This is a genomic window from Kitasatospora viridis, from assembly GCF_007829815.1.
Classification (GTDB): domain Bacteria; phylum Actinomycetota; class Actinomycetes; order Streptomycetales; family Streptomycetaceae; genus Kitasatospora; species Kitasatospora viridis.
The window spans coordinates 3,665,302-3,686,084 of sequence record NZ_VIWT01000001.1 but is presented as its reverse complement, the minus strand read 5'-3'; the positions used below and the strand labels follow the sequence as shown (position 1 = coordinate 3,686,084).

At 69.8% G+C, this 20,783-nt stretch carries 15 protein-coding genes; 1 reads left to right on the top strand and 14 read right to left on the bottom strand.

What is annotated here, in order from left to right; all coding sequences use genetic code 11:
- Positions 1-155 precede the first annotated feature (155 nt).
- The 4 genes from fusA to FHX73_RS16455 form a co-directional block, all read right to left on the bottom strand.
- On the bottom strand, positions 156-2,261 hold the full coding sequence (gene fusA / locus FHX73_RS16470) for an elongation factor G (RefSeq protein ID WP_145905724.1): 2,106 nt from the start codon (positions 2,259-2,261) through the stop codon (positions 156-158).
- Between the two features lie 39 nt (positions 2,262-2,300).
- The gene (rpsG, locus tag FHX73_RS16465) at positions 2,301-2,771 is read right to left on the bottom strand and encodes a 30S ribosomal protein S7 (protein WP_035848142.1); all 471 of its coding nucleotides are present in this window, start codon (positions 2,769-2,771) and stop codon (positions 2,301-2,303) included.
- Positions 2,772-2,773: 2 nt separating this feature from the next.
- A complete protein-coding gene (gene rpsL / locus FHX73_RS16460) occupies positions 2,774-3,145 on the bottom strand; it encodes a 30S ribosomal protein S12 (protein ID WP_014144289.1) in 372 nt (123 codons plus the stop codon).
- Positions 3,146-3,500: 355 nt separating this feature from the next.
- The gene (locus FHX73_RS16455) at positions 3,501-4,115 is read right to left on the bottom strand and encodes a DUF1707 and DUF4190 domain-containing protein (RefSeq protein ID WP_342795301.1); all 615 of its coding nucleotides are present in this window, start codon (positions 4,113-4,115) and stop codon (positions 3,501-3,503) included.
- Between the two features lie 109 nt (positions 4,116-4,224).
- On the opposite strand from FHX73_RS16455, the gene FHX73_RS16450 reads away from it, so the two are divergent.
- Positions 4,225-5,517, top strand: coding sequence for a DUF2786 domain-containing protein (locus FHX73_RS16450; RefSeq protein WP_246213563.1), 1,293 nt, complete (start codon positions 4,225-4,227; stop codon positions 5,515-5,517).
- A gap of 7 nt (positions 5,518-5,524) precedes the next feature.
- Here the strand turns inward: FHX73_RS16450 and FHX73_RS16445 are convergent, their stop codons facing one another.
- The 10 genes from FHX73_RS16445 to rplJ form a co-directional block, all read right to left on the bottom strand.
- Positions 5,525-6,523 (bottom strand): ADP-ribosylglycohydrolase family protein, encoded by a 999-nt coding sequence (locus FHX73_RS16445; RefSeq protein WP_145905722.1) that lies wholly within the window; start codon positions 6,521-6,523, stop codon positions 5,525-5,527.
- Complete coding sequence (locus FHX73_RS16440; RefSeq protein ID WP_145905721.1) at positions 6,523-7,731, bottom strand: cytochrome P450; 1,209 nt, start codon at positions 7,729-7,731, stop codon at positions 6,523-6,525. Before FHX73_RS16440 ends, FHX73_RS16445 begins: the two co-directional genes overlap by 1 nt.
- The gene (locus FHX73_RS16435) at positions 7,728-8,453 is read right to left on the bottom strand and encodes an SIR2 family NAD-dependent protein deacylase (protein ID WP_145905720.1); all 726 of its coding nucleotides are present in this window, start codon (positions 8,451-8,453) and stop codon (positions 7,728-7,730) included. Before FHX73_RS16435 ends, FHX73_RS16440 begins: the two co-directional genes overlap by 4 nt.
- Before the next feature lie 67 nt (positions 8,454-8,520).
- A complete protein-coding gene (locus FHX73_RS16430; protein WP_145908324.1) occupies positions 8,521-9,147 on the bottom strand; it encodes a response regulator in 627 nt (208 codons plus the stop codon).
- Between the two features lie 75 nt (positions 9,148-9,222).
- On the bottom strand, positions 9,223-10,401 hold the full coding sequence (locus FHX73_RS16425) for an ATP-binding protein (protein WP_246213562.1): 1,179 nt from the start codon (positions 10,399-10,401) through the stop codon (positions 9,223-9,225).
- A 79-nt stretch (positions 10,402-10,480) separates the two neighbouring features.
- The gene (locus tag FHX73_RS16420; RefSeq protein ID WP_145905718.1) at positions 10,481-11,164 is read right to left on the bottom strand and encodes a DUF4097 family beta strand repeat-containing protein; all 684 of its coding nucleotides are present in this window, start codon (positions 11,162-11,164) and stop codon (positions 10,481-10,483) included.
- A 216-nt stretch (positions 11,165-11,380) separates the two neighbouring features.
- Positions 11,381-15,286: a DNA-directed RNA polymerase subunit beta' gene (locus FHX73_RS16415; protein WP_145905717.1), complete on the bottom strand. Its 3,906-nt coding sequence runs from the start codon at positions 15,284-15,286 to the stop codon at positions 11,381-11,383.
- 103 nt (positions 15,287-15,389) lie between these two features.
- On the bottom strand, positions 15,390-18,866 hold the full coding sequence (gene rpoB / locus FHX73_RS16410; RefSeq protein ID WP_145905716.1) for a DNA-directed RNA polymerase subunit beta: 3,477 nt from the start codon (positions 18,864-18,866) through the stop codon (positions 15,390-15,392).
- Positions 18,867-19,453: 587 nt separating this feature from the next.
- Complete coding sequence (rplL, locus tag FHX73_RS16400) at positions 19,454-19,837, bottom strand: 50S ribosomal protein L7/L12 (protein ID WP_145905715.1); 384 nt, start codon at positions 19,835-19,837, stop codon at positions 19,454-19,456.
- Between the two features lie 93 nt (positions 19,838-19,930).
- Positions 19,931-20,494: a 50S ribosomal protein L10 gene (rplJ, locus tag FHX73_RS16395; RefSeq protein ID WP_145905714.1), complete on the bottom strand. Its 564-nt coding sequence runs from the start codon at positions 20,492-20,494 to the stop codon at positions 19,931-19,933.
- Between the last annotated feature and the right edge of the window lie 289 nt (positions 20,495-20,783).

The window sequence follows — 20,783 nt, the reverse complement described above, 5'->3', positions numbered from 1 at the left end:
TGGTACGGGGTGGTTCGACCCACCCCATGCCGTCCCGCGGATGGGGGGCGGAGGAACCGGCGGGGTCGGGTGGACCCCGCCGATTTGCCTCCTATCAGCCTAAGGCTTGCGATTCGTCCCGTTTCCGGGTGAATCACGGACCGGACCAGCCGGTCTTACTCGCCCTTGGCCTTGGCGATGATCTCCTCCGCCACGTTCCGCGGAACCTCGGCGTACGAGTCGAACTGCATCGAGTAGCTCGCGCGACCAGAGGTCTTGCTGCGCAGGTCACCGACGTAGCCGAACATCTCGGAGAGCGGCACCAGCGCGTTGACCACGCGGGCACCGTGACGCTCGTCCATGGACCGGATCTGGCCACGACGAGAGTTGATGTCGCCGATGACCTCGCCCATGTAGTCCTCGGGCGTGGTGACCTCGACGGCCATCATCGGCTCGAGCAGGGCCGGGGAGGCCTTCTTCGCGCCTTCCTTGAACGCCATCGAGCCGGCGATCTTGAACGCGAGCTCGGAGGAGTCGACGTCGTGCGAGGCACCGTCGAGCAGGATCACGCGGACGCCCTGGAGCGGGTAGCCGGCGAGCACGCCGAACTCCATGGCCTCCTGGCAACCGGCGTCGACCGAGGGGATGTACTCCTTCGGCACGCGGCCACCGGTGACCTTGTTGACGAACTCGTAGCCCTCGCCGGCCTCGATCGGCTCGATCGCGATCTGGATCTTCGCGAACTGGCCGGAACCACCGGTCTGCTTCTTGTGCGTGTAGTCGATCCGCTCGACGGCCTTGCGGATCGTCTCGCGGTACGCGACCTGCGGCTTGCCGACGTTGGCCTCGACCTTGAACTCACGCTTCATGCGGTCGACCAGCACCTCAAGGTGCAGCTCGCCCATGCCCGCGATGATGGTCTGGCCGGTCTCCTCGTCCGTGTTGACCTGGAAGGACGGGTCCTCCTCGGCGAGACGCTGGATGGCGACACCCAGCTTCTCCTGGTCGCCCTTGGACTTGGGCTCGATCGCGACGCGGATGACCGGGGCCGGGAAGTCCATGGACTCCAGGATGACCGGGTTCTTCTCGTCGCTCAGCGTCTCACCGGTGGTGGTCTGCTTGAGACCCATCACGGCGATGATGTCGCCGGCGCCCACCGACTCGATCTCCTCACGCTTGTTCGCGTGCATGCGGTAGATCTTGCCGATGCGCTCCTTCTTGCCCTTCACCGAGTTCAGCACCGAGGTGCCGGACTCCAGGCGGCCCGAGTAGACCCGGACGAAGGTGAGCTTGCCGAGGTGCGGGTCCGACATGATCTTGAACGCGAGCGCGGCGAGCGGCTCGTCGTCCGAGGCCTTGCGGACGATCTTCTCGTCGGCGTTGCCGGGCTTGGTGCCCTCGATGCCCTCGATGTCGAGCGGCGACGGCAGGTACTTCACGACCGCGTCGAGCAGGGGCTGGACGCCCTTGTTCTTGAACGCCGAGCCGCAGAAGATCGGAGTGAAGTCCGAGTTCAGCGTGCCCTTGCGGATCGCGGCGACCAGCATCTCCTCGGGGATGTCCTCGCCCTCCAGGGCGAGCTCCATCACCTCGTCGCTGACGTTCGAGACGGTGTCGATCAGGGCCTCGCGGTACTCCGCGGCCTTCTCGGCCAGGTCGGCCGGGATCTCCACGGTGTCGTACATCTCGCCCTTGGGGGCGTCCGCGGACCAGACCAGGGCCTTCATCTTCACCAGGTCGACGACGCCGGCGAAGTCGCCCTCGGCGCCGATCGGCAGCTGCATGACCAGCGGGGTCGCCTTGAGGCGGTCCACGATGGTCTGCACGCAGAAGTAGAAGTCGGCGCCCGTGCGGTCCAGCTTGTTGATGAAGCAGATGCGCGGGACGCCGTAGCGGTCAGCCTGCCGCCACACGGTCTCGGACTGGGGCTCGACACCGGCGACGCCATCGAACACCGTCACGCCACCGTCGAGGACACGCAGCGAACGCTCCACCTCGACGGTGAAGTCAACGTGGCCCGGGGTGTCGATGATGTTGATCGTGTTGTCAACGCCGTCGAGCGTCCAGTGACAGGTCGTCGCGGCCGACGTGATCGTGATGCCGCGCTCCTGCTCCTGCTCCATCCAGTCCATGGTGGCAGCGCCATCGTGGACCTCACCGATCTTGTACGAGACACCGGTGTAGAACAGGATCCGCTCGGTGGTGGTGGTCTTGCCCGCGTCGATGTGCGCCATGATCCCGATGTTGCGGACCTTGGCGAGGTCAAGGGAGGTTGCAGCCATGGTGGCTCGTTCTCTCTCTGTCTAGTGACGGGGTTGGGACTACCAGCGGTAGTGCGCGAAGGCCTTGTTGGACTCGGCCATCTTGTGGGTGTCCTCGCGACGCTTCACGGAGGCGCCGAGGCCGTTCGAGGCGTCGAGGATCTCGTTCATCAGACGCTCGGTCATGGTCTTCTCGCGACGGGCGCGGGAGTAGCCGACCATCCAGCGCAGCGCCAGGGTGCTGGCACGGCCCGGGCGGACCTCGACGGGCACCTGGTAGGTGGCGCCACCGACACGGCGGGACTTGACCTCAAGCGCCGGCTTCACGTTCTCAAGCGCGCGCTTCAGGGTGACGACCGGGTCGGAGCCGGTCTTCTCACGGACGCCCTCAAGGGCGCCGTAGACGATCCGCTCGGCGGTGGAGCGCTTGCCGTGCAGCAGGATCTTGTTGACCAGCGAGGTCACCAGCGGGGAGCCGTAAACCGGGTCGATGATGACCGGGCGCTTCGGGGCGGGGCCCTTACGAGGCATTCTTACTTCTCCTTCTTGGCGCCGTAGCGGCTGCGAGCCTGCTTGCGGTTCTTGACACCCTGGGTGTCGAGCGAACCGCGGATGATCTTGTAGCGGACACCAGGAAGGTCCTTCACACGGCCACCGCGGACCAGCACGATGGAGTGCTCCTGCAGGTTGTGGCCCTCGCCCGGGATGTAAGCGGTGACCTCGATCCCGCTGGTGAGGCGCACACGGGCGACCTTGCGAAGCGCCGAGTTCGGCTTCTTCGGGGTGGTCGTGTACACACGCGTGCAGACGCCGCGACGCTGGGGCGAACCCTTCAGGGCGGGCGTCTTGTTCTTCTCGACCTTGTCCTGCCGGCCCTTTCGGACCAGCTGCTGGATCGTAGGCACCGTTTCTCCGTTTTCTGTGTGCCAAGGCTTGGTGAAACTAACCTGCGGTGTTCCCGAGCGGACCGCCCAGCTCACGCCGACCCCCGAGGTCGGGTGTGTTGGGCCTCTCACCGGAGAGGATCACGCGGAATCCCATGGGCTGACGCACAGCGACGGCACGGGCAGGGCGGGTTGAACCTCGCCACTGCGATGGCCGGTGTGCTGGCACGCACAAGGACCCGGGGACACCCCAGGCACAAGGTCAGAGCGTACCTAGCGCATCGAGCGCGGTCAAAACAAATGGAGTGCCGCAGGTCGTGGCGGATCCGGCCGCCGCCCGGGAGGAGCCGCGGCCGGCACGGGCCGTGCCGGGCCGCTACCCGTGCGCCACCACGGCCAACATGCCGAGCAGGAGGAACATCGACCAACCGGCCAGCGAGAGGTAACCCAGAACCATCCCGAACGTCGCCATACCGTCACCGCTCTCCTTGGTGCGGCGGATCTGGCTGCGGGCGATGTGGCCGGTCACCACGGCCGGCAGGCCCGCGACGCCCATCGTCGGCACGCACAGCAGGCCGAGCACCAGGGAGGCGATCGCCACCGAGTTGTTCGGGGCCGGCCGGGTCGGCGGCGGCAGGAAGGTGGCGGGCACCGGGGCGATCGGCACGGCCATCGGCACGCCCACCGGGCCCAGGCCCGGACCGGCCGGCAGGTCGGCGACCAACTGGGCCAGCTGGCCGTACGTCTGCGCGCTCTGCGTCGCGTCGAAGCGCTCGCCGTACTCGGCGGCGGAGAGCCGGCCTTCGGCGTAGGCGGCCTTCAGCACGTCCACCGTGCGCTCGCGGTCGGTGTGCGCGGCGCGCATCCCGGCGTGCGGCGAGCCGAAGGCGGGCGGCGCCGGTGCGGCGTAGGGCGCGGGGGCCGGGGGTACCGGAGCCGCTGCGGGCTGCCGGGGCGGCCAGCCGCCGGACCACGACTGCACGTCACCCATCCGGACTCCTCCCTCGGTTCTCTCCCCAGCATGAGGACGAACGCGCCCGCGATCGGGTTCCGCCCCGACGCTCATCATGCCCGCTTCGCGGCTCCGGCATCATGGCCGGGTGAGCAACGATTCGAGCCAGACGGCGGTACGGCTGTGGGAACGGGCGCTGGACGGGCTGCTGGGTGCCCCGCCCAAGCGGGCCGACCGGGCCCTGGACGACGGCGCGTCCCTGCTCGCCGCCTCCGCCGACCAGTGGCCGCTGACCGGCCAGGCCCTGCTGGTGCTGGGCGAGCGCTCGCTGGGCTCGCTCTGGGCCCGCGGCTGGCGCCCGGCCGACCTGGCCCGGCTGGTCCGGCGTGACCTGGCGGGTGATCACCTCGCGCTGCTGACCGGCCTGGTGGCCGGCGAGGCCCGTCGGCACGCCCCGGCCGCGCTGGACCGCCGCTGGCGCGAGCAGCTGCAGGAGCTCGGTGCCGAGCAGACCTGGTGGGACGGCGACGAGCGGTTCCTGCCGGAGTTCGCCGAGCGGCACCGGCTGGACCGGTTCGCGCTGGCCACCACCGCGCTGGAGCTGCTGGCGCTGCTCGCCCGGCTGCCGGTGCTGGCGCCGGTCGGGCCGGTGCCGGGCGGTGCGCAGCGGGCCGAGCACCGTTCGACGGTGCCGTCGCCGGACGAGCCGCGGATGCTCGGACGGATCCGCGCGCTGCTGGCCAAGGCGGAGTCCACCGAGTACCCGCAGGAGGCCGAGGCGCTGACCGCCAAGGCCCAGCAGCTGATGGCCCAGCACAGCATCGACGAGGCGCTGCTGGCGGCCGGCCGGCCCCCGGGATCGGAGGGGAGCGCGACCCCGGGCGCGGTGCGCCTCGGGGTGGAGAACCCGTACGAGGGGCCGAAGGCGATGCTGCTGGACGCGGTGGCGGCGGCCAACCGGTGCCGGGTGGTCTGGGCGAAGGAGTTCTCCTTCTGCACCGTGATCGGCTTCGACCCGGACCTCGACGCGGTCGAACTGCTCTACACCTCGCTGCTGGTGCAGGCCACCGCGGCGATGCACAAGGCCGGCAGCCGCCAGCACCTGGACGGCGCCTCCCGCACCAGGGCGTTCCGGCAGTCGTTCCTGGTCTCGTACGCGGCCCGGATCCGGGAGCGGCTGACCGAGGCGACCGAGCGGACCACCCGGGAGGCGGCGGCCGGCCGGCACCTGCGCGAGGACGGCACCGCCGAGCAGCTGCTGCCGGACAGCCGGCTGCTGCCCGCGCTGGCCGCCCGGGAGCAGGCGGTGGACTCGGCCACCGAGCAGATGTTCCCCAAGCTCACCTCGCAGCGGGTCCGGGTGAGCGACGGCGAGGGCTGGGCGGCCGGCCGGGCCGCCGCCGACCGCGCCGCGCTGCACCCGCGCAAGCGGCTGCGCTGACCGGCCGTCAGTCCCAGAGGGCGCCGAGCGCCAGCAGCTCCGGGCGGTACTCGATCCGCTCCGCCCAGTCGGCCGGCCAGGCCGCAGCGCCCAGGTACGCACCGGCGAAGGCGCCGGTCAGGCAGGCCAGCGAGTCCGAGTCGCCGGAGGAGTAGGCGGCCCGGCGGATCGCCGTGACCGGGTCCTGCGGGAAGAGCAGGAAGCAGAGCAGCGCGGTGGCGAAGGCCTCCTCGGCGATCCACCCCTCGCCGGTGACCAGGCACGGGTCGGCCTCCGGGTCCGGTGCGGCCAGTGCCCGGTCCAGCCGGTCCAGCACGCCCAGGCACTCGTCCCAGCCCAGCGCGATGAACTTCTCCGCCGAGTGGTGGTGGGACCTGGTCCACAGGTCGCCCAGCCAGTCCTCGCGGTACCGGGTGCGGTTGGCCAGCGCGTGGGCGCGCAGCCGGGCCGGCAGTTCGGCCGGGGCGACGCCATCGACCAGCAGTCGCACGGTCAGCGCGGTCAGCTCACTCGCCGCCAGGCCGGTCGGGTGACCGTGCGTCAGGGCGGCTTGCAGCTGGGCCCCGCCGGCCAGCTGGTCCGCCGTCAGCTCGCGGACCAGCCCGAGCGGGGCCACCCGCATGTTGGCGCCGCAGCCCTTGGAGCCGATCCGGCTGGCGTCCTGCCAGAGCACCCCGCGCCGGCTCAGCTCGGCGCAGGCGCTCATGCAGGTGAAGCCCGGTGCCCGGTTGTTCTCCGGCGAGCGCCACCACTCGACGAACTCCGCGCGCAGCGGCTCGGTGAATAGCGCCGCGGTCAGTGGCCCCTGGGCCAGCGCGGTGCGCAGCGCCCGGCCGACCGAGAGCGTCATCTGGGTGTCGTCGGTGACGATCGCTTCCTTGCGCAGCGGGAGCTGCCGCCAGTCCGGGTAGCTGCGGGAGAGCATCTCGACGGACTGGAACTCGGTCGGGAAGCCGAGCGCGTCGCCCAGCGCGAGGCCGAGCATTGCGCCAGTGGCACGGAGCATCAGGTGGTCACCAGGAGTTCGGTCAGGCCGCGGATCACGTATCCGGGCTGCCACGCCGGTTCGCGCAGCAGCGTCAGGTTAGGCACCCGTCGCAGCAACGCGCCATAGGATTCCGCGAGTTCGAGCCTGGCCAGCGGGGCGCCGAGGCAGAAGTGGATGCCCGCGCCGAAGCTGATGTGCGGGTTGTCGGTGCGGCTGACGTCCAGTCGGTCCGGGTCGGCGAACCGAGCTCCGTCGCGGTTGGCCGAGCCGAACAGCAGGGCGAGCTGACTGCCCTTCGGCACCGTGCTGCCGGCCACCTCGATGTCCTCCAGGACCCAGCGGGTGAACATCTGCAGCGGCGTGTCGTAGCGCAGCAGTTCCTCGATCGCGGTGGGCAGCACGGTGTCCACGTCGGCCCGGAGCCGGGCCAGCTGGTCGGGGTTGCGGAAGAGCGCCCACCAGCCGTTGCCGGTGGTGTTGACGGTCGCCTCGTGGCCGGCGTTCAGCAGCAGCGCGCAGGTGGAGACCATCTCCTGCTCGGAGAGCTGGTCGCCTTCCTCCTGGGCGGCGATCAGCGCGGAGACCAGGTCGGGGCCTGGGGTCGCCCGGCGCTCGCGGATCAGCGCGCGCAGGTAGTCGGAGAACTCGACGCTGGCGTCCACCGCGCGCTTCGCCGCCTCTGGCGTGGGGCTGGGCTCGAACATCCCGGTGATCGCGGCCGACCAGGGCCGCAGCAGCGCCCGGTCGGCGGCGGGCACGCCGAGCATCTCGGCGATCACCGCCACCGGCAGTGGTTCGGCGACCGCGGAGATCAGGTCGCCGCCGCCCTCGGCGAGCAGGCCGTCCACCAGTTCGCCGGCCAGCCGGGCCACCGTCGGGCGCAGCCCCTCGACCATCCGCGGGGTGAAGGCCTTGGCGACCAGTCGGCGGATCCGGGTGTGGTCCGGGCCCTCCAGGTCGAGCAGGCCGTTGTCGTTGAGGGTGTGGAAGGGCTCGTGCGCCGGGTCGGGCGCGCTGCGGCCGAACTCCTGGTGGCTGAACCGGTGGGTGTAGACCCGGCCCAGCCGGCGGTCCCGCAGCAGGGCGCTGACGTCGGCGTGCCGGGAGACCAGCCAGCTCCCGGTGGCCTGGTGGAAGACCACCGGGGCGTCGGCCCGCAGCTGGGCGTACACCTCGTAGGGGTGTGCGACGAACTCGGCGGACCAGGGGTCGAATCGGGGCGTCATCCGGTCAGCGTAGCCACCAGGGCGGGCAGCGCCGTCGAGATGGGGTCCCGGACGACCTGCTCGGCCAGCTCGTCGTACGGGGTCGGCTCGGCGTTGACCACGATCAGCCGGGCGCCCGCCTCCACCGCCACGCCGACCAGGCCGGCCGCCGGGTGCACCTGCAGGCTGCTGCCGACCGCGACGAACACGTCGCACAGTTGGGCGATCTTGGCGGCGCGCTCCAGCACCACCGGATCCAGCGCCTCGCCGAACATCACGGTGGCCGGGCGCAGGATCCCGCCGCAGTCCGGGCAGGGCGGGTCCGCCTCGCCGGCCGCCACCCGCTCCAGCGCCCGCTCGGTCGGGCAGGTGAACTCGCAGTCCATGCAGCGCACCCGGCGCGCGGTGCCGTGCAGCTCCAGCACCCGGCTGTCGCGCAGGCCGGCCTTCTGGTGCAGCCCGTCGACGTTCTGGGTGAGCACCCGCATCGGCAGCTTCGCGTCCAGCTCGACCAGCGCCCGGTGGCCGGCGTTGGGCTCGGCCCGCAGCGCCCCGCCGTCCCGGCGCAGCAGCCAGGCCCGGCGGCGGACCTCGGGGTCGGCCAGGTAGGGGCCGATGGTCACCAGGTCCTGGGCGGCCGGGTCGCGCTGCCACAGGCCGTTCGGCCCGCGGTAGTCGGGGATGCCGGAGTCGGTGGAGATCCCGGCACCGGTGAGCACGGCGACAAGGGTTCGGCTGGTCATGCTCCGACCCTAGGCGCGCCGCACCGGCTGCCGCACCCGGTTTCGGAGTGGTCACAGCCCGCCGGGCTCAGACCTCCCCCGCCACCACTGCCCCCGCCTCGTACGCGAAGACCACCGCGTGCACCCGGTCGCGCAGCCCCAACTTGCTGAGCACGTTGGACACATGGGTCTTCACGGTGTGCTCGCTGACCACCAGTTCGGTGGCGATCTCGGCGTTCGACAGGCCCCTGGCGAGCAGCCGCAGGGTCTCCTGCTCACGGGCCGTCAGCTGCTCCAGCAGTCGGTGCTGCGGCCGTGCCGCGGCCGCTCCCCCGGCACCGCCCGGCCGGCGGGCGGCGAACTCGCTGATCAGCCGCCGGGTCACCGAGGGCGCCAGCAGCGCCTCGCCCCGGGCGACCAGCCGCACCCCGTGCGCCAGGTCGTCCCGGCGGACGTCCTTGAGCAGGAAGCCGCTGGCCCCCGCGTGCAGCGCGTCGTAGACGTAGTCGTCGATGTCGAAGGTGGTGAGCATCAGCACCTTGGTCAGCGGGTACTCGGCGCAGACCCGGCGGGCCGCGCCCAGCCCGTCCAGCACCGGCATCCGGACGTCCAGCAGCAGCACGTCGGGCCGGTGCTCGGCGACCGCCGCGATCGCCTGCTCGCCGTCGGCCGCCTCGGCGACCACCTCGATGTCCGGCTGGGCGTCCAGGATCATCCCGAAGCCGGCCCGGACCAGCTCCTGGTCGTCGGCCACCACCACTCGTATCACGCCGTGCTCCTTCACAGTGCCTCACCTAGCGAGGGCCGGGCGGTCCAGCGGGAGGTCCGCCCGGACCTGGAAACCCGTCCCGTCCGGGCCCGGACCGACCTCGGCCCGCCCGCCGCAGGCCGCGGCGCGTTCCCGGATGCCGAGCAGCCCGCGGCCGCCGTTCCAGCCGGCGGCGCCGGCGGGCGCCTCCGCGCCCGGCCCGCGCCCGTTGTCACGCACCGTCAGTTCCAGCCGTTCGGCCCGCTCGACCACCGCCACCTCGGCCCGGTCGGCGCCGGAGTGCTTGAGCACGTTGGTCAGCGCCTCCTGGACGATCCGGTAGGCGGCCGCCTCCACGTCGGCCGGCAGCGCGGGTGCCGGCTCGGGCAGCTCCAGCTCGACCCGCACACCCGCCGCGCGCACCCGGTCGGCCACCGCCGTGAGCTCCAAAAGCCTTGGCTGCGGCGCAAGTTGGGGAGCCTCCCCGACCTCCTTGAGCACCCCGAGGACCCGTCGCAGCTGCACCATGGCATCCCGCCCCGAGTCGGCGATGGTGTCGAAGGTGCGCACCGCGCGCTCCGGGTCGCGGTGCACCACCAGCGGCCCGGCCTCGGCCTGAATGACCATCAGGGAGACGGCGTGCGCCAGGATGTCGTGCATCTCCCGGGCGATCCGGGCCCGCTCCTCGGCCACCGCCCGGGCCGCCTCACTGGCCGCCTGGGCGCCGGCCTCGTGCGCCCGCTGCTTCTCGGTCGCCGCCTGCCGGCGCAGCTCACGGGTGATCGAGCCGAGGATGAAGGAGCCGACGGCGGTCAGCTCGCTGAAGATCAGCCCGTTCGGCGAGCGGGTGCCGAACACGTTGTAGACGACCAACCCGGCCAGGGTCAGCCAGCGCTGCCACTCCTTGCCGCGGTCCGCCAGGGTGTAGATGACCAGGATCCCGGCCAGCATGATCTGCGGCTGCGCGGAGTGCGCGAACAGGCTCAGGCAGAGCGAGGGGAGGCTGGAGAGCCAGAACACGGTGAACGGCGCCCGCCGCCGCCAGGGCAGCGGAGCCGCGGTGGCGGCGGCCAGCAGGAAGGTCCACAGCGGCCAGTAGCGGGAGTCGAAGAGCACCGCCCAGACCGCGATCGCCCCGGCCAGGAAGGCCAGCACGCAGTCCACCGCGAACGGCCGCCCCGCCACCGAGCGGATCAGCCGCCCCTGCCACGTACTCTCCACCCGTGCCCCCGTCGCTCCCCCGCCCACCAGCAGGGCGAGCGGCAGCCTAGCCGCCCGGTGCGGTAGCGGGAAGCCGGGCTCAGGCCCCCGTGACAGCGACATTGCCGGTCTCGGCGTGGGCGTCGATGGTCCGTCCGGCGGAGTCCTGCGGGACCGCCACGTTGACCGAGCCGGTCTGCGTGCCGGCCGAGACGGTGTAGCCGGTGCCGCCGGGCACGCTGATCCGGATCGAGCCGGTCTCGGCGTTGGCGTCCACCGCGGTCGGGGCGGTGTTGAAGCCGGCCGTGACGTTGCCGGTCTCGGTGCGCAGCTCGACCTTGCCGCCGGACAGCCTGGTCGCGTTGATGTCGCCGGTCTCGGTGGTGCCCTGCACGTCGGCGGTCAGCCCGGAGAACGCCAGCTCCCCGGTCTGGTCGGTCACCTTCACCACGGTGCCCGCGGGCACGTGGACCTCGTAGCCGACCCCGCAGTCCTGGCAGTGGTAGGCCAGCGTCAGGGTGCCGTCGGCGCTGACCTGGTGGGTGGTGGCGGGCTGCTGGTCCTTGTAGTTCTGGTGCTCGGTCACGGTGACCGCGTCCCCGCCGCCGACCACCCTGACGTTGCCGGTCTGGCCCTGCACCACCAGCGTCTTCACCGGCTGCCCGATCGCGTAGCTGACGTTGGTGTGCTTCTCCGAACCGGTCCAGTCGCAGGCCGTCATGGCGAGGATCACGATGCCGGTGATCGCGGCGTACACCATCACCCGGGTCAGGCGGTTGTTCATGTCCGGGCTCCCCCTCGAACTCGAAGCCGTCGGACCCGGACCCTCCGGGCCGACGCTCCAAGACTGCCCGCCGGGGCCCTGGTCGCGGATCGCTCGCCCGAGTGGTTTGCCGGCCTCCCCCGCACGGGGGAGGCAGCCGTTCCCGGGAGGGAGGAACGCCGCAGGGCGGCCACCCCACGAGTGGGATGACCGCCCTGCGGACGGAGAGCAGCGGGCTCAGCCGGTGTACGGACCGTAGTCGTAGTCGTCCAGCGGAACCGCCTGGCCGGAGCCGGCGCCGAACGGCGACAGGTCGTAGTCGTCGTAGCCGACGGCCGAGTACATCGCGGCCTTGGCCTCCTCGGTCGGCTCGACCCGGATGTTGCGGTAGCGGGGCAGACCCGTACCGGCCGGGATGAGCTTACCGAGGATGACGTTCTCCTTGAGGCCCAGCAGCGGGTCCGACTTGGCGTGGATCGCCGCGTCGGTGAGCACCCGGGTCGTCTCCTGGAAGGAGGCGGCCGACAGCCAGGACTCGGTGGCCAGCGAGGCCTTGGTGATACCCATGAGCTGCGGACGGCCGGAGGCGGGGTGACCGCCCTCGGAGACCACCCGGCGGTTCTCGGTCTCGAACCGGCCGCGCTCGACCAGCTCGCCCGGGAGCAGCTCGGCGTCGCCCGACTCGATGATCGTCACGCGGCGGAGCATCTGCCGGATGATGATCTCGATGTGCTTGTCGTGGATCGACACGCCCTGGGAGTTGTAGACCTTCTGGACCTCGGCCACCAGGTGGATCTGGACGGCACGCTGGCCCATGATCCGCAGCACGTCGTGCGGGTTCGTGGCACCCATGGTCAGCTTCTGGCCGACCTGGACCGCCTCGCCCTCGCTGACCAGGAGCTTGACACGCTTGGAGACCGGGTAGGCGATCTCGTCGGTGCCGTCGTCCGGGGTCACGACGATCTTGCGGGTCTTCTCGGTGTCCTCGATCCGCACCCGGCCCTGGGCCTCGGAGATCGGGGCCACACCCTTCGGGGTGCGGGCCTCGAAGAGCTCGACGACACGCGGCAGACCCTGGGTGATGTCGTCACCGGCCACACCACCGGTGTGGAAGGTACGCATGGTCAGCTGGGTGCCGGGCTCACCGATGGACTGGGCGGCGATGATGCCGACCGCCTCACCGATGTCGACCAGCTTGCCGGTGGCCAGCGAGCGGCCGTAGCAGAAGGCACAGGTGCCGACGGCCGACTCACAGGTCAGGATCGAGCGGACCTTGACCTCGCCGATGTTGTGGCGGATCAGCTCGTCGATCAGCACGTCACCGAGGTCGGTGTTGGCGGTCGCGACCAGCTTGCCGTCGATCGTGATGTCCTCGGCCAGCATGCGGGCGTACACGCTGGTCTCGACGTCCTCGGCCTTGCGCAGGACGCCGTCCTCGCCGACCGAACCGATCGCCAGCTTGAGGCCGCGCTCGGTGCCGCAGTCCTCCTCGCGGATGATCACGTCCTGCGAGACGTCCACCAGACGACGGGTCAGGTAACCCGAGTCGGCGGTGCGCAGCGCGGTGTCGGCCAGACCCTTACGGGCACCGTGGGTGGAGATGAAGTACTCCAGCACGGACAGGCCCTCACGGAACGAGGCCTTGATCGGACGCGCGATGGTCTCGTTCTTCGCGTTCGACACCAGACCACGCATACCGGCGATCTGACGCATCTGCATCATGTTTCCGCGGGCGCCCGAGTCCACCATCATGAAGATGGGGTTGGTCTTCGGGAAGTTCGCGTTCATCGCCTCGGCGACCTCGTTGGTCGCCTTGGTCCAGATGCTGACGAGCTCCTGCTTGCGCTCGTCGTTGGTCATCAGACCGCGCTCGTAGTTCTTCTGGACCTTCTCGGCCTGCGCCTCGTAGCCCTCAAGGATCTGGGGCTTGCTCGGCGGGACCACGACGTCCGAGATCGAGACGGTGACGCCCGAACGGGTCGACCAGTGGAAGCCGGACGCCTTCAGGTTGTCCAGGGTCGCCGCGACGACGACCTTGGGGTACCGCTCGGCCAGGTCGTTGACGATCGCGGAGAGCTGCTTCTTGCCCACCTCGTAGTCGACGAACGGGTAGTCGTCCGGGAGCAGCTCGTTGAAGAGCGCCCGGCCCAGCGTGGTGGTGAGTCGGAAGGACTCACCCTCGGTCCACGGCTGCTCGGTGTCGGCCCACTCGGGGTCGACGGCCTCGGGCGTCCAGCCGCGCGGCGGGACGGTGCCGATCGGCAGCCGCAGGTTGATCGGCGCCTGGAGGTCCAGCTCCCGGGCGTCGAAGGCCATGATCGCCTCGGCGGTCGAGGAGAAGGAGCGGCCGGCGCCCTTCACCGTCTCGCGGTCCGAGGTCAGGAAGAACAGACCGAGCACCATGTCCTGGGTCGGCATGGTGACGGGGCGACCGTCGGCCGGCTTCAGGATGTTGTTCGAGGACAGCATCAGGATGCGGGCCTCGGCCTGGGCCTCCGCGCTCAGCGGCAGGTGAACGGCCATCTGGTCGCCGTCGAAGTCGGCGTTGAAGGCGGTGCAGACCAGCGGGTGGATCTGGATCGCCTTGCCCTCGACCAGCTGGGGCTCGAAGGCCTGGATGCCGAGGCGGTGCAGGGTGGGCGCACGGTTCAGCAGCACCGGGTGCTCGGCGATGACCTCTTCGAGGACGTCCCACACCACCGGGCGCGCGCGCTCGACCATGCGCTTGGCCGACTTGATGTTCTGCGCGTGGTTCAGGTCGACCAGGCGCTTCATCACGAACGGCTTGAAGAGCTCCAGCGCCATGGCCTTGGGCAGACCGCACTGGTGCAGCTTGAGCTGCGGGCCGACGACGATGACCGAACGGGCCGAGTAGTCGACGCGCTTGCCGAGCAGGTTCTGACGGAAACGACCCTGCTTGCCCTTGAGCATGTCGCTCAGGGACTTCAGCGGGCGGTTGCCCGGGCCGGTGACCGGACGGCCGCGACGGCCGTTGTCGAAGAGCGCGTCCACGGCCTCCTGGAGCATGCGCTTCTCGTTGTTCACGATGATCTCGGGCGCGCCGAGGTCGAGAAGCCGCTTCAGGCGGTTGTTGCGGTTGATCACGCGGCGGTACAGGTCGTTCAGGTCGGAGGTCGCGAAGCGGCCACCGTCCAGCTGCACCATCGGACGCAGGTCCGGCGGGATCACCGGGACGCAGTCGAGCACCATGCCGTTGGGCTTGTTGCTGGTCTGCAGGAAGGCGGAGACGACCTTGAGGCGCTTGAGCGCACGGGTCTTCTTCTGGCCCTTGCCGGTGCGGATGATCTCGCGGAGGCGCTCGGCCTCCTCCGCGAGGTCGAAGGACTCCAGGCGGTCCTTGAGCGCCGCGGCGCCCATCGAACCGGAGAAGTAGGTGCCGAAGCGGTCGCGCAGCTCGCGGTAGAGCAGCTCGTCGCCTTCGAGGTCCTGGACCTTGAGGTTCTTGAACCGGGCCCAGACCTCGTCCAGACGGTCGATCTCGCGCTGCGCGCGGTCGCGCAGCTGCTTCATCTCGCGCTCGGCACCCTCGCGCACCTTGCGGCGCACGTCGGCCTTGGCGCCCTCGGCCTCCAGCTCGGCCAGGTCGGACTCGGCCTTCTTGGCGCGGGCTTCGAGGTCCGCGTCGCGGCGGTTCTCGACCTGCTGGCGCTCGACCGAGACGTGCGCCTCCAGGGAGGGCAGGTCGCGCTGGCGGCGCTCGTCGTCCACCCAGGTGATCATGTAGGCGGCGAAGTAGATGACCTTCTCCAGGTCCTTCGGCGCCAGGTCCAGCAGGTAGCCCAGCCGGGACGGAACGCCCTTGAAGTACCAGATGTGGGTCACGGGGGCGGCCAGCTCGATGTGGCCCATCCGCTCACGGCGCACCTTGGCGCGGGTCACCTCGACGCCGCAGCGCTCACAGATGATGCCCTTGAAGCGGACGCGCTTGTACTTGCCGCAGTAGCACTCCCAGTCCCGGGTGGGGCCGAAGATCTTCTCGCAGAAGAGCCCGTCCTTTTCCGGCTTCAGGGTGCGGTAGTTGATGGTCTCCGGCTTCTTGACCTCGCCGTGGGACCACTGGCGGATGTCGTCGGCGGTGGCCAGGCCGATGCGGAGCTCGTCGAAGAAGTTGACGTCAAGCACTGGTCGTCAAGCCCTCTTTCGTGAATCGAGAGTCTTTTTGTGGTCTGAGGGGGGCCTGGGGGCGGGCCGGCCGGACCTGTCGGTCAGGCCGGCCCAACCTCCGTCAGACCTCTTCGACGCTGCTCGGCTCGCGCCGGGACAGGTCGATGCCGAGCTCCTCGGCCGCGCGGAACACGTCCTCGTCGGAGTCCCGCAGCTCGATGTTGGAGCCGTCCGAGGACAGCACCTCCACATTGAGGCAGAGCGACTGCATTTCCTTGATGAGGACCTTGAAGGACTCGGGAATGCCGGGCTCGGGGATGTTCTCGCCCTTGACGATCGCCTCGTAGACCTTCACGCGGCCCAGGACGTCGTCGGACTTGATGGTGAGCAGCTCCTGCAGCGCGTAGGCCGCGCCGTACGCCTCAAGGGCCCACACCTCCATCTCACCGAAGCGCTGACCACCGAACTGCGCCTTACCACCCAGCGGCTGCTGGGTGATCATCGAGTACGGGCCGGTCGAGCGGGCGTGCAGCTTGTCGTCGACCAGGTGGTGCAGCTTGAGGATGTACATGTAGCCGACCGAGATCGGCATCGGGAACGGCTCGCCGGAGCGGCCGTCGAACAGCCGGGCCTTGCCGGTGGAGTTCACCAGGCGCTCGCCGTCACGGGTGAGCGTGGTGTTGTCCAGCAGACCGGTGATCTCGTCCTCGCGGGCGCCGTCGAAGACCGGGGTGGCGAGGTTGGTGCCGCCCTCGACCTTGTCCGCGCCGATCGCCTGCAGGCGGCGGGCCCACTCGTCGCCGAGACCGGAGACGTCCCAGCCCTGCTGGGCGAGCCAGCCGAGGTGGATCTCCAGGACCTGACCCGGGTTCATTCGGGACGGGACACCCAGCGGGTTGAGGATGATGTCGACCGGGGTGCCGTCCTCAAGGAACGGCATGTCCTCGACCGGGAGGATCTTGGAGATGACACCCTTGTTGCCGTGACGGCCGGCGAGCTTGTCACCGTTGGTGATCTTGCGCTTCTGGGCCACGTAGACGCGGACCAGCTGGTTGACACCCGGGGGGAGCTCGTCGCCCTCCTCGCGGTCGAACACGCGCACGCCGATGACCTTGCCGGACTCACCGTGCGGCACCTTCAGCGAGGTGTCGCGGACCTCGCGCGCCTTCTCACCGAAGATCGCGCGGAGCAGGCGCTCCTCGGGGGTCAGCTCGGTCTCACCCTTCGGGGTGACCTTGCCGACCAGGATGTCGCCGGTGACGACGTCGGCGCCGATCCGGATGATGCCGCGCTCGTCGAGGTCGGCGAGGACCTCCTCGGAGACGTTCGGGATGTCCCGGGTGATCTCCTCGGGGCCCAGCTTGGTGTCACGGGCGTCGACCTCGTGCTCCTCGATGTGGATCGAGGAGAGGACGTCGTCCTGCACGAGGCGCTGCGACAGGATGATCGCGTCCTCGTAGTTGTGACCCTCCCAGGACATGAAGGCGACGAGCAGGTTCTTGCCCAGCGCCATCTCGCCCTCGTCGGTGCACGGGCCGTCGGCCAGCACCTGGCCCGACTCGACCCGGGCGCCCTCGTCCACGAGCACCTTCTGGTTGAAGGCGGTGCCCTGGTTGGAGCGGGTGAACTTGGCGGCCCGGTAGGTGTTGTACGTGCCGTCGTCGTTGGCGACGGTGACGTAGTCGGCCGAGACCTCCTGGACCACACCGGCCTTCTCGGCGGTGATGACGTCCTGGGCGTCGACGGCGCAGCGGTACTCCATGCCGGTGCCGACCAGCGGCGCCTCGCTGCGCAGCAGCGGGACGGCCTGGCGCATCATGTTCGAGCCCATGAGCGCGCGGTTGGCGTCGTCGTGCTCAAGGAACGGGATCATCGCGGTCGCCACCGACACCATCTGGCGCGGCGAGACGTCCATGTAGTCGATCTCGGTGCCCGGGATGTAGTCGATCTCGCCGCCACGGCGGCGGACCAGGACACGCGGCTCGGCGAAGTGCAGGTCCTCGGTCAGCGGCGCGTTGGCCTGCGCGATGACGTAGCGGTCCTCCTCGTCGGCGGTCAGGTAGTCCACCTGCTCGGTGACCACACCGTCGACGACCTTGCGGTATGGGGTCTCGATGAAGCCGAAGGCGTTCACCCGGCCGTACGAGGCCAGCGAGCCGATCAGACCGATGTTCGGGCCTTCGGGCGTCTCGATCGGACACATGCGGCCGTAGTGCGAGGGGTGCACGTCACGGACCTCGAAGCCGGCCCGCTCACGGGACAGACCACCGGGACCCAGCGCGGACAGACGGCGCTTGTGGGTCAGACCCGACAGCGGGTTGGTCTGGTCCATGAACTGGGACAGCTGGCTGGTGCCGAAGAACTCCTTGATGGAGGCGACGACCGGCCGGATGTTGATCAGGGTCTGCGGCGTGATCGCCTCGACGTCCTGGGTGGTCATCCGCTCGCGGACGACGCGCTCCATGCGGGCCAGGCCGGTGCGCACCTGGTTCTGGATCAGCTCGCCGACGTTGCGCAGGCGGCGGTTGCCGAAGTGGTCGATGTCGTCGACCTCGACGACGATGTCGCGGCCCTCGTCGTCGCGCCACTCGGTCTCGCCGGCGTGCAGCTTCACCAGGTACTTGATGGTGCCGATGATGTCGGGCTCGGTGAGCACACCGGAGTCCAGCGACTCGGCGTTGCCGAGCTTGCGGTTCACCTTGTAGCGGCCGACCTTCGCGAGGTCGTAGCGCTTCGGGTTGAAGTACAGGTTCTCCAGCAGCGTCTGCGCGGCCTCGCGCGTCGGCGGCTCGCCCGGGCGCAGCTTGCGGTAGATGTCGAGCAGCGCGTCGTCCTGGCCCTGGGTGTGGTCCTTCTCCAGGGTGGCCCGCATCGACTCGTACTCGCCGAACTCCTCGAGGATCATCTCGTTGGTCCAGCCGAGGGCCTTCAGCAGCACGGTGACCGACTGCTTGCGCTTGCGGTCGATGCGGACACCGACCATGTCGCGCTTGTCGATCTCCATCTCCAGCCAGGCGCCGCGGGAGGGGATGATCTTGGCGGAGTAGATGTCCTTGTCGGACACCTTGTCCAGGGTGGAGTCGAAGTAGACGCCCGGGGAGCGGACCAGCTGCGACACGACGACACGCTCGGTGCCGTTGATCACGAACGTGCCCTTGTGGGTCATGAGCGGGAAGTCGCCCATGAAGACCGTCTGAGACTTGATCTCACCGGTCTCGTTGTTGGTGAACTCGGCCGTGACGAAGAGCGGGGCCGCGAAGGTGAAGTCGCGGTCCTTGCACTCGTCAATGGAGTTCTTCGGCGGCTCGAAACGGTGGTCGCGGAAGGTCAGCGACATCGACCCACTGAAGTCCTCGATCGGCGAGATCTCCTCGAAGATCTCCTCCAGACCGGACTTGGTGGGGACGTCCAGACCAGACTCCAGCGCCTCCTCGACCCGGGACTTCCAGGCCGCGTTGCCGAGCAGCCAGTCAAAGCTCTCGGTCTGCAGGGCCAGGAGGTTCGGGACCTCGAGGGGCTCCTTGATCTTCGCGAACGAGACGCGGAGCGGGGCGGTGGATGCGGCGGAATTGTTCGAGGCGTTGCGCGGCGCGGCCAAGAGGGGGGTCCTTCCGAGGGCTCGGAGCTCACTACGCGCGTACCGGCCGGGCCTTGCCGAGGGACTCATCCGGTGGAGAAATCCCAGGTCAGGGCAACGCCGACTCCGGGCGACGAGTCACGGAGCAGCTAACAGGCAGCGCAAAGGGACAGTGTAGCCAATGGCTGCACTGCTGTCCAGTCCTGATTCGGAGACCGAATCGGACTCTCCCTCCGTCACGTACCGCACCTACTGCACCGCGCACCGCAGCGGTGCCCAGCCCCTCGAAGAGGCAGGCACCGCGACTCACACTGAGTGAGTTCCCGCAGCGGCCCCGGGTTATGCATCCGGGGGCCACCCAAACTAACGGCCCACCGCCCTCGGGGTGTCGGCGCGCGCCTTGAGAATCGCGCGCCCGCCGCCGTTCGTCAAGGCCCGGCCGAACCGTGGACCTCGGGTTGTTCATCGCTGAAGACCCCTCAGGTGTTACAGCGGTGATCACCATACCCCGCACCGCCGACAGCCCGGCCCGAACGCAGACAGGCCGGGCCGGCCACCCCGAAGGGTGGCCGGCCCGGCCCGGCAGAGAACTCGCTAGGAGCTCAAAGTCACTTGACGGTGACCTTGGCGCCAGCGCCCTCAAGGGCGGCCTTCGCCTTCTCGGCGGCCTCCTTGGTGACCTTCTCCAGGACGACCGCACCGGCGGTGTCAACGAGGTCCTTGGCCTCCTTCAGGCCGAGGGAGGTCAGGGTGCGCACCTCCTTGATGACCTGGATCTTCTTGTCGCCCGGGCCATCGAGGATGACGTCGAACTCGTCCTGCTCCTCAGCGGCCTCGACCGGAGCAGCGGCGCCACCGGCGGCGGCGATCGCAACCGGGGCGGCGGCGGTGACGTCGAACTTCTCCTCGAACGCCTTAACGAACTCGGAGAGCTCGATGAGGGTGAGCTCCTCGAACTGCGCGAGCAGCTCGTCCTGGGTCAGCTTCGCCATGATGGCGTCCTTCCACTCATTCGGCAGGTGGTGCCGGGATGTACGGGTTGTGGCGGGCGCGGGCCCGCTGCGAGGGCGTGAGCCCGTCGCCGATCACTCGGCGGCGGCGTCCTCGGCGGGAGCCGGCGTACCGGCACCGCCCTGCTCGGCCTTCTTCTCGCGAAGCGCGTCCACGGTGCGGACGAGCTTCGAGGGCAGGGCCTGGAAGAGCGCGGCAGCCTGCGAGGGCTTGGCCTTCAGGGCACCCGCCAGCTTGGCGAGCAGCACCTCGCGGGACTCAAGGTCCGCGAGCTTCTTGATGTCGTCGGCGGTCAGCGCCTTACCGTCGAGAACACCACCCTTGATGATGAGGGCGGGGTTCTCCTTGGCGAAGTCACGCAGAGCCTTGGCCGACTCCACCGGGTCACCGGTGACGAAGGCGACAGCCGTCGGACCAGTGAACTGGTCGTCGAGCTCCGTGATCCCGACCTCATTGGCCGCGATCTTGGTCAGCGTGTTCTTCACCACGGCGTACTGGGCGTTAGCGCCCAGCGAGCGACGCAGGGTCTTGACCTGCTTCACCGTCAGACCGCGGTACTCGGTCAGCACGGCCGCGTTGGAGGCACGGAACTTCTCCGTGATCTCCGCGACGGCAGCAGCCTTGTCAGGCCTGGCCATAGGCTTACGCCTCCTTCCGTGATGTCGAGGTCGGCCGACCTTGGAACAGTCGACCTACGGTGCCTCGGACCACTGGAGCGGAGGGCAGCTCGCCAGGGGTATGAGAAAAGCCCCGGTGCGCAGAAGGCACGGGGCTCGGTACGACCTCGACAGACGCACGGAAACCGTGCGACCGGAAGTCAAAGCTCCAAACTCTCCTGCGCGGGCTGCCTGCGCTGAGCGCAGAACCTTCGGTCGTCCGGCCCGGGGGCGCGATACGACAACCAGCGGTCTTTGGCAGAGCTCAGCC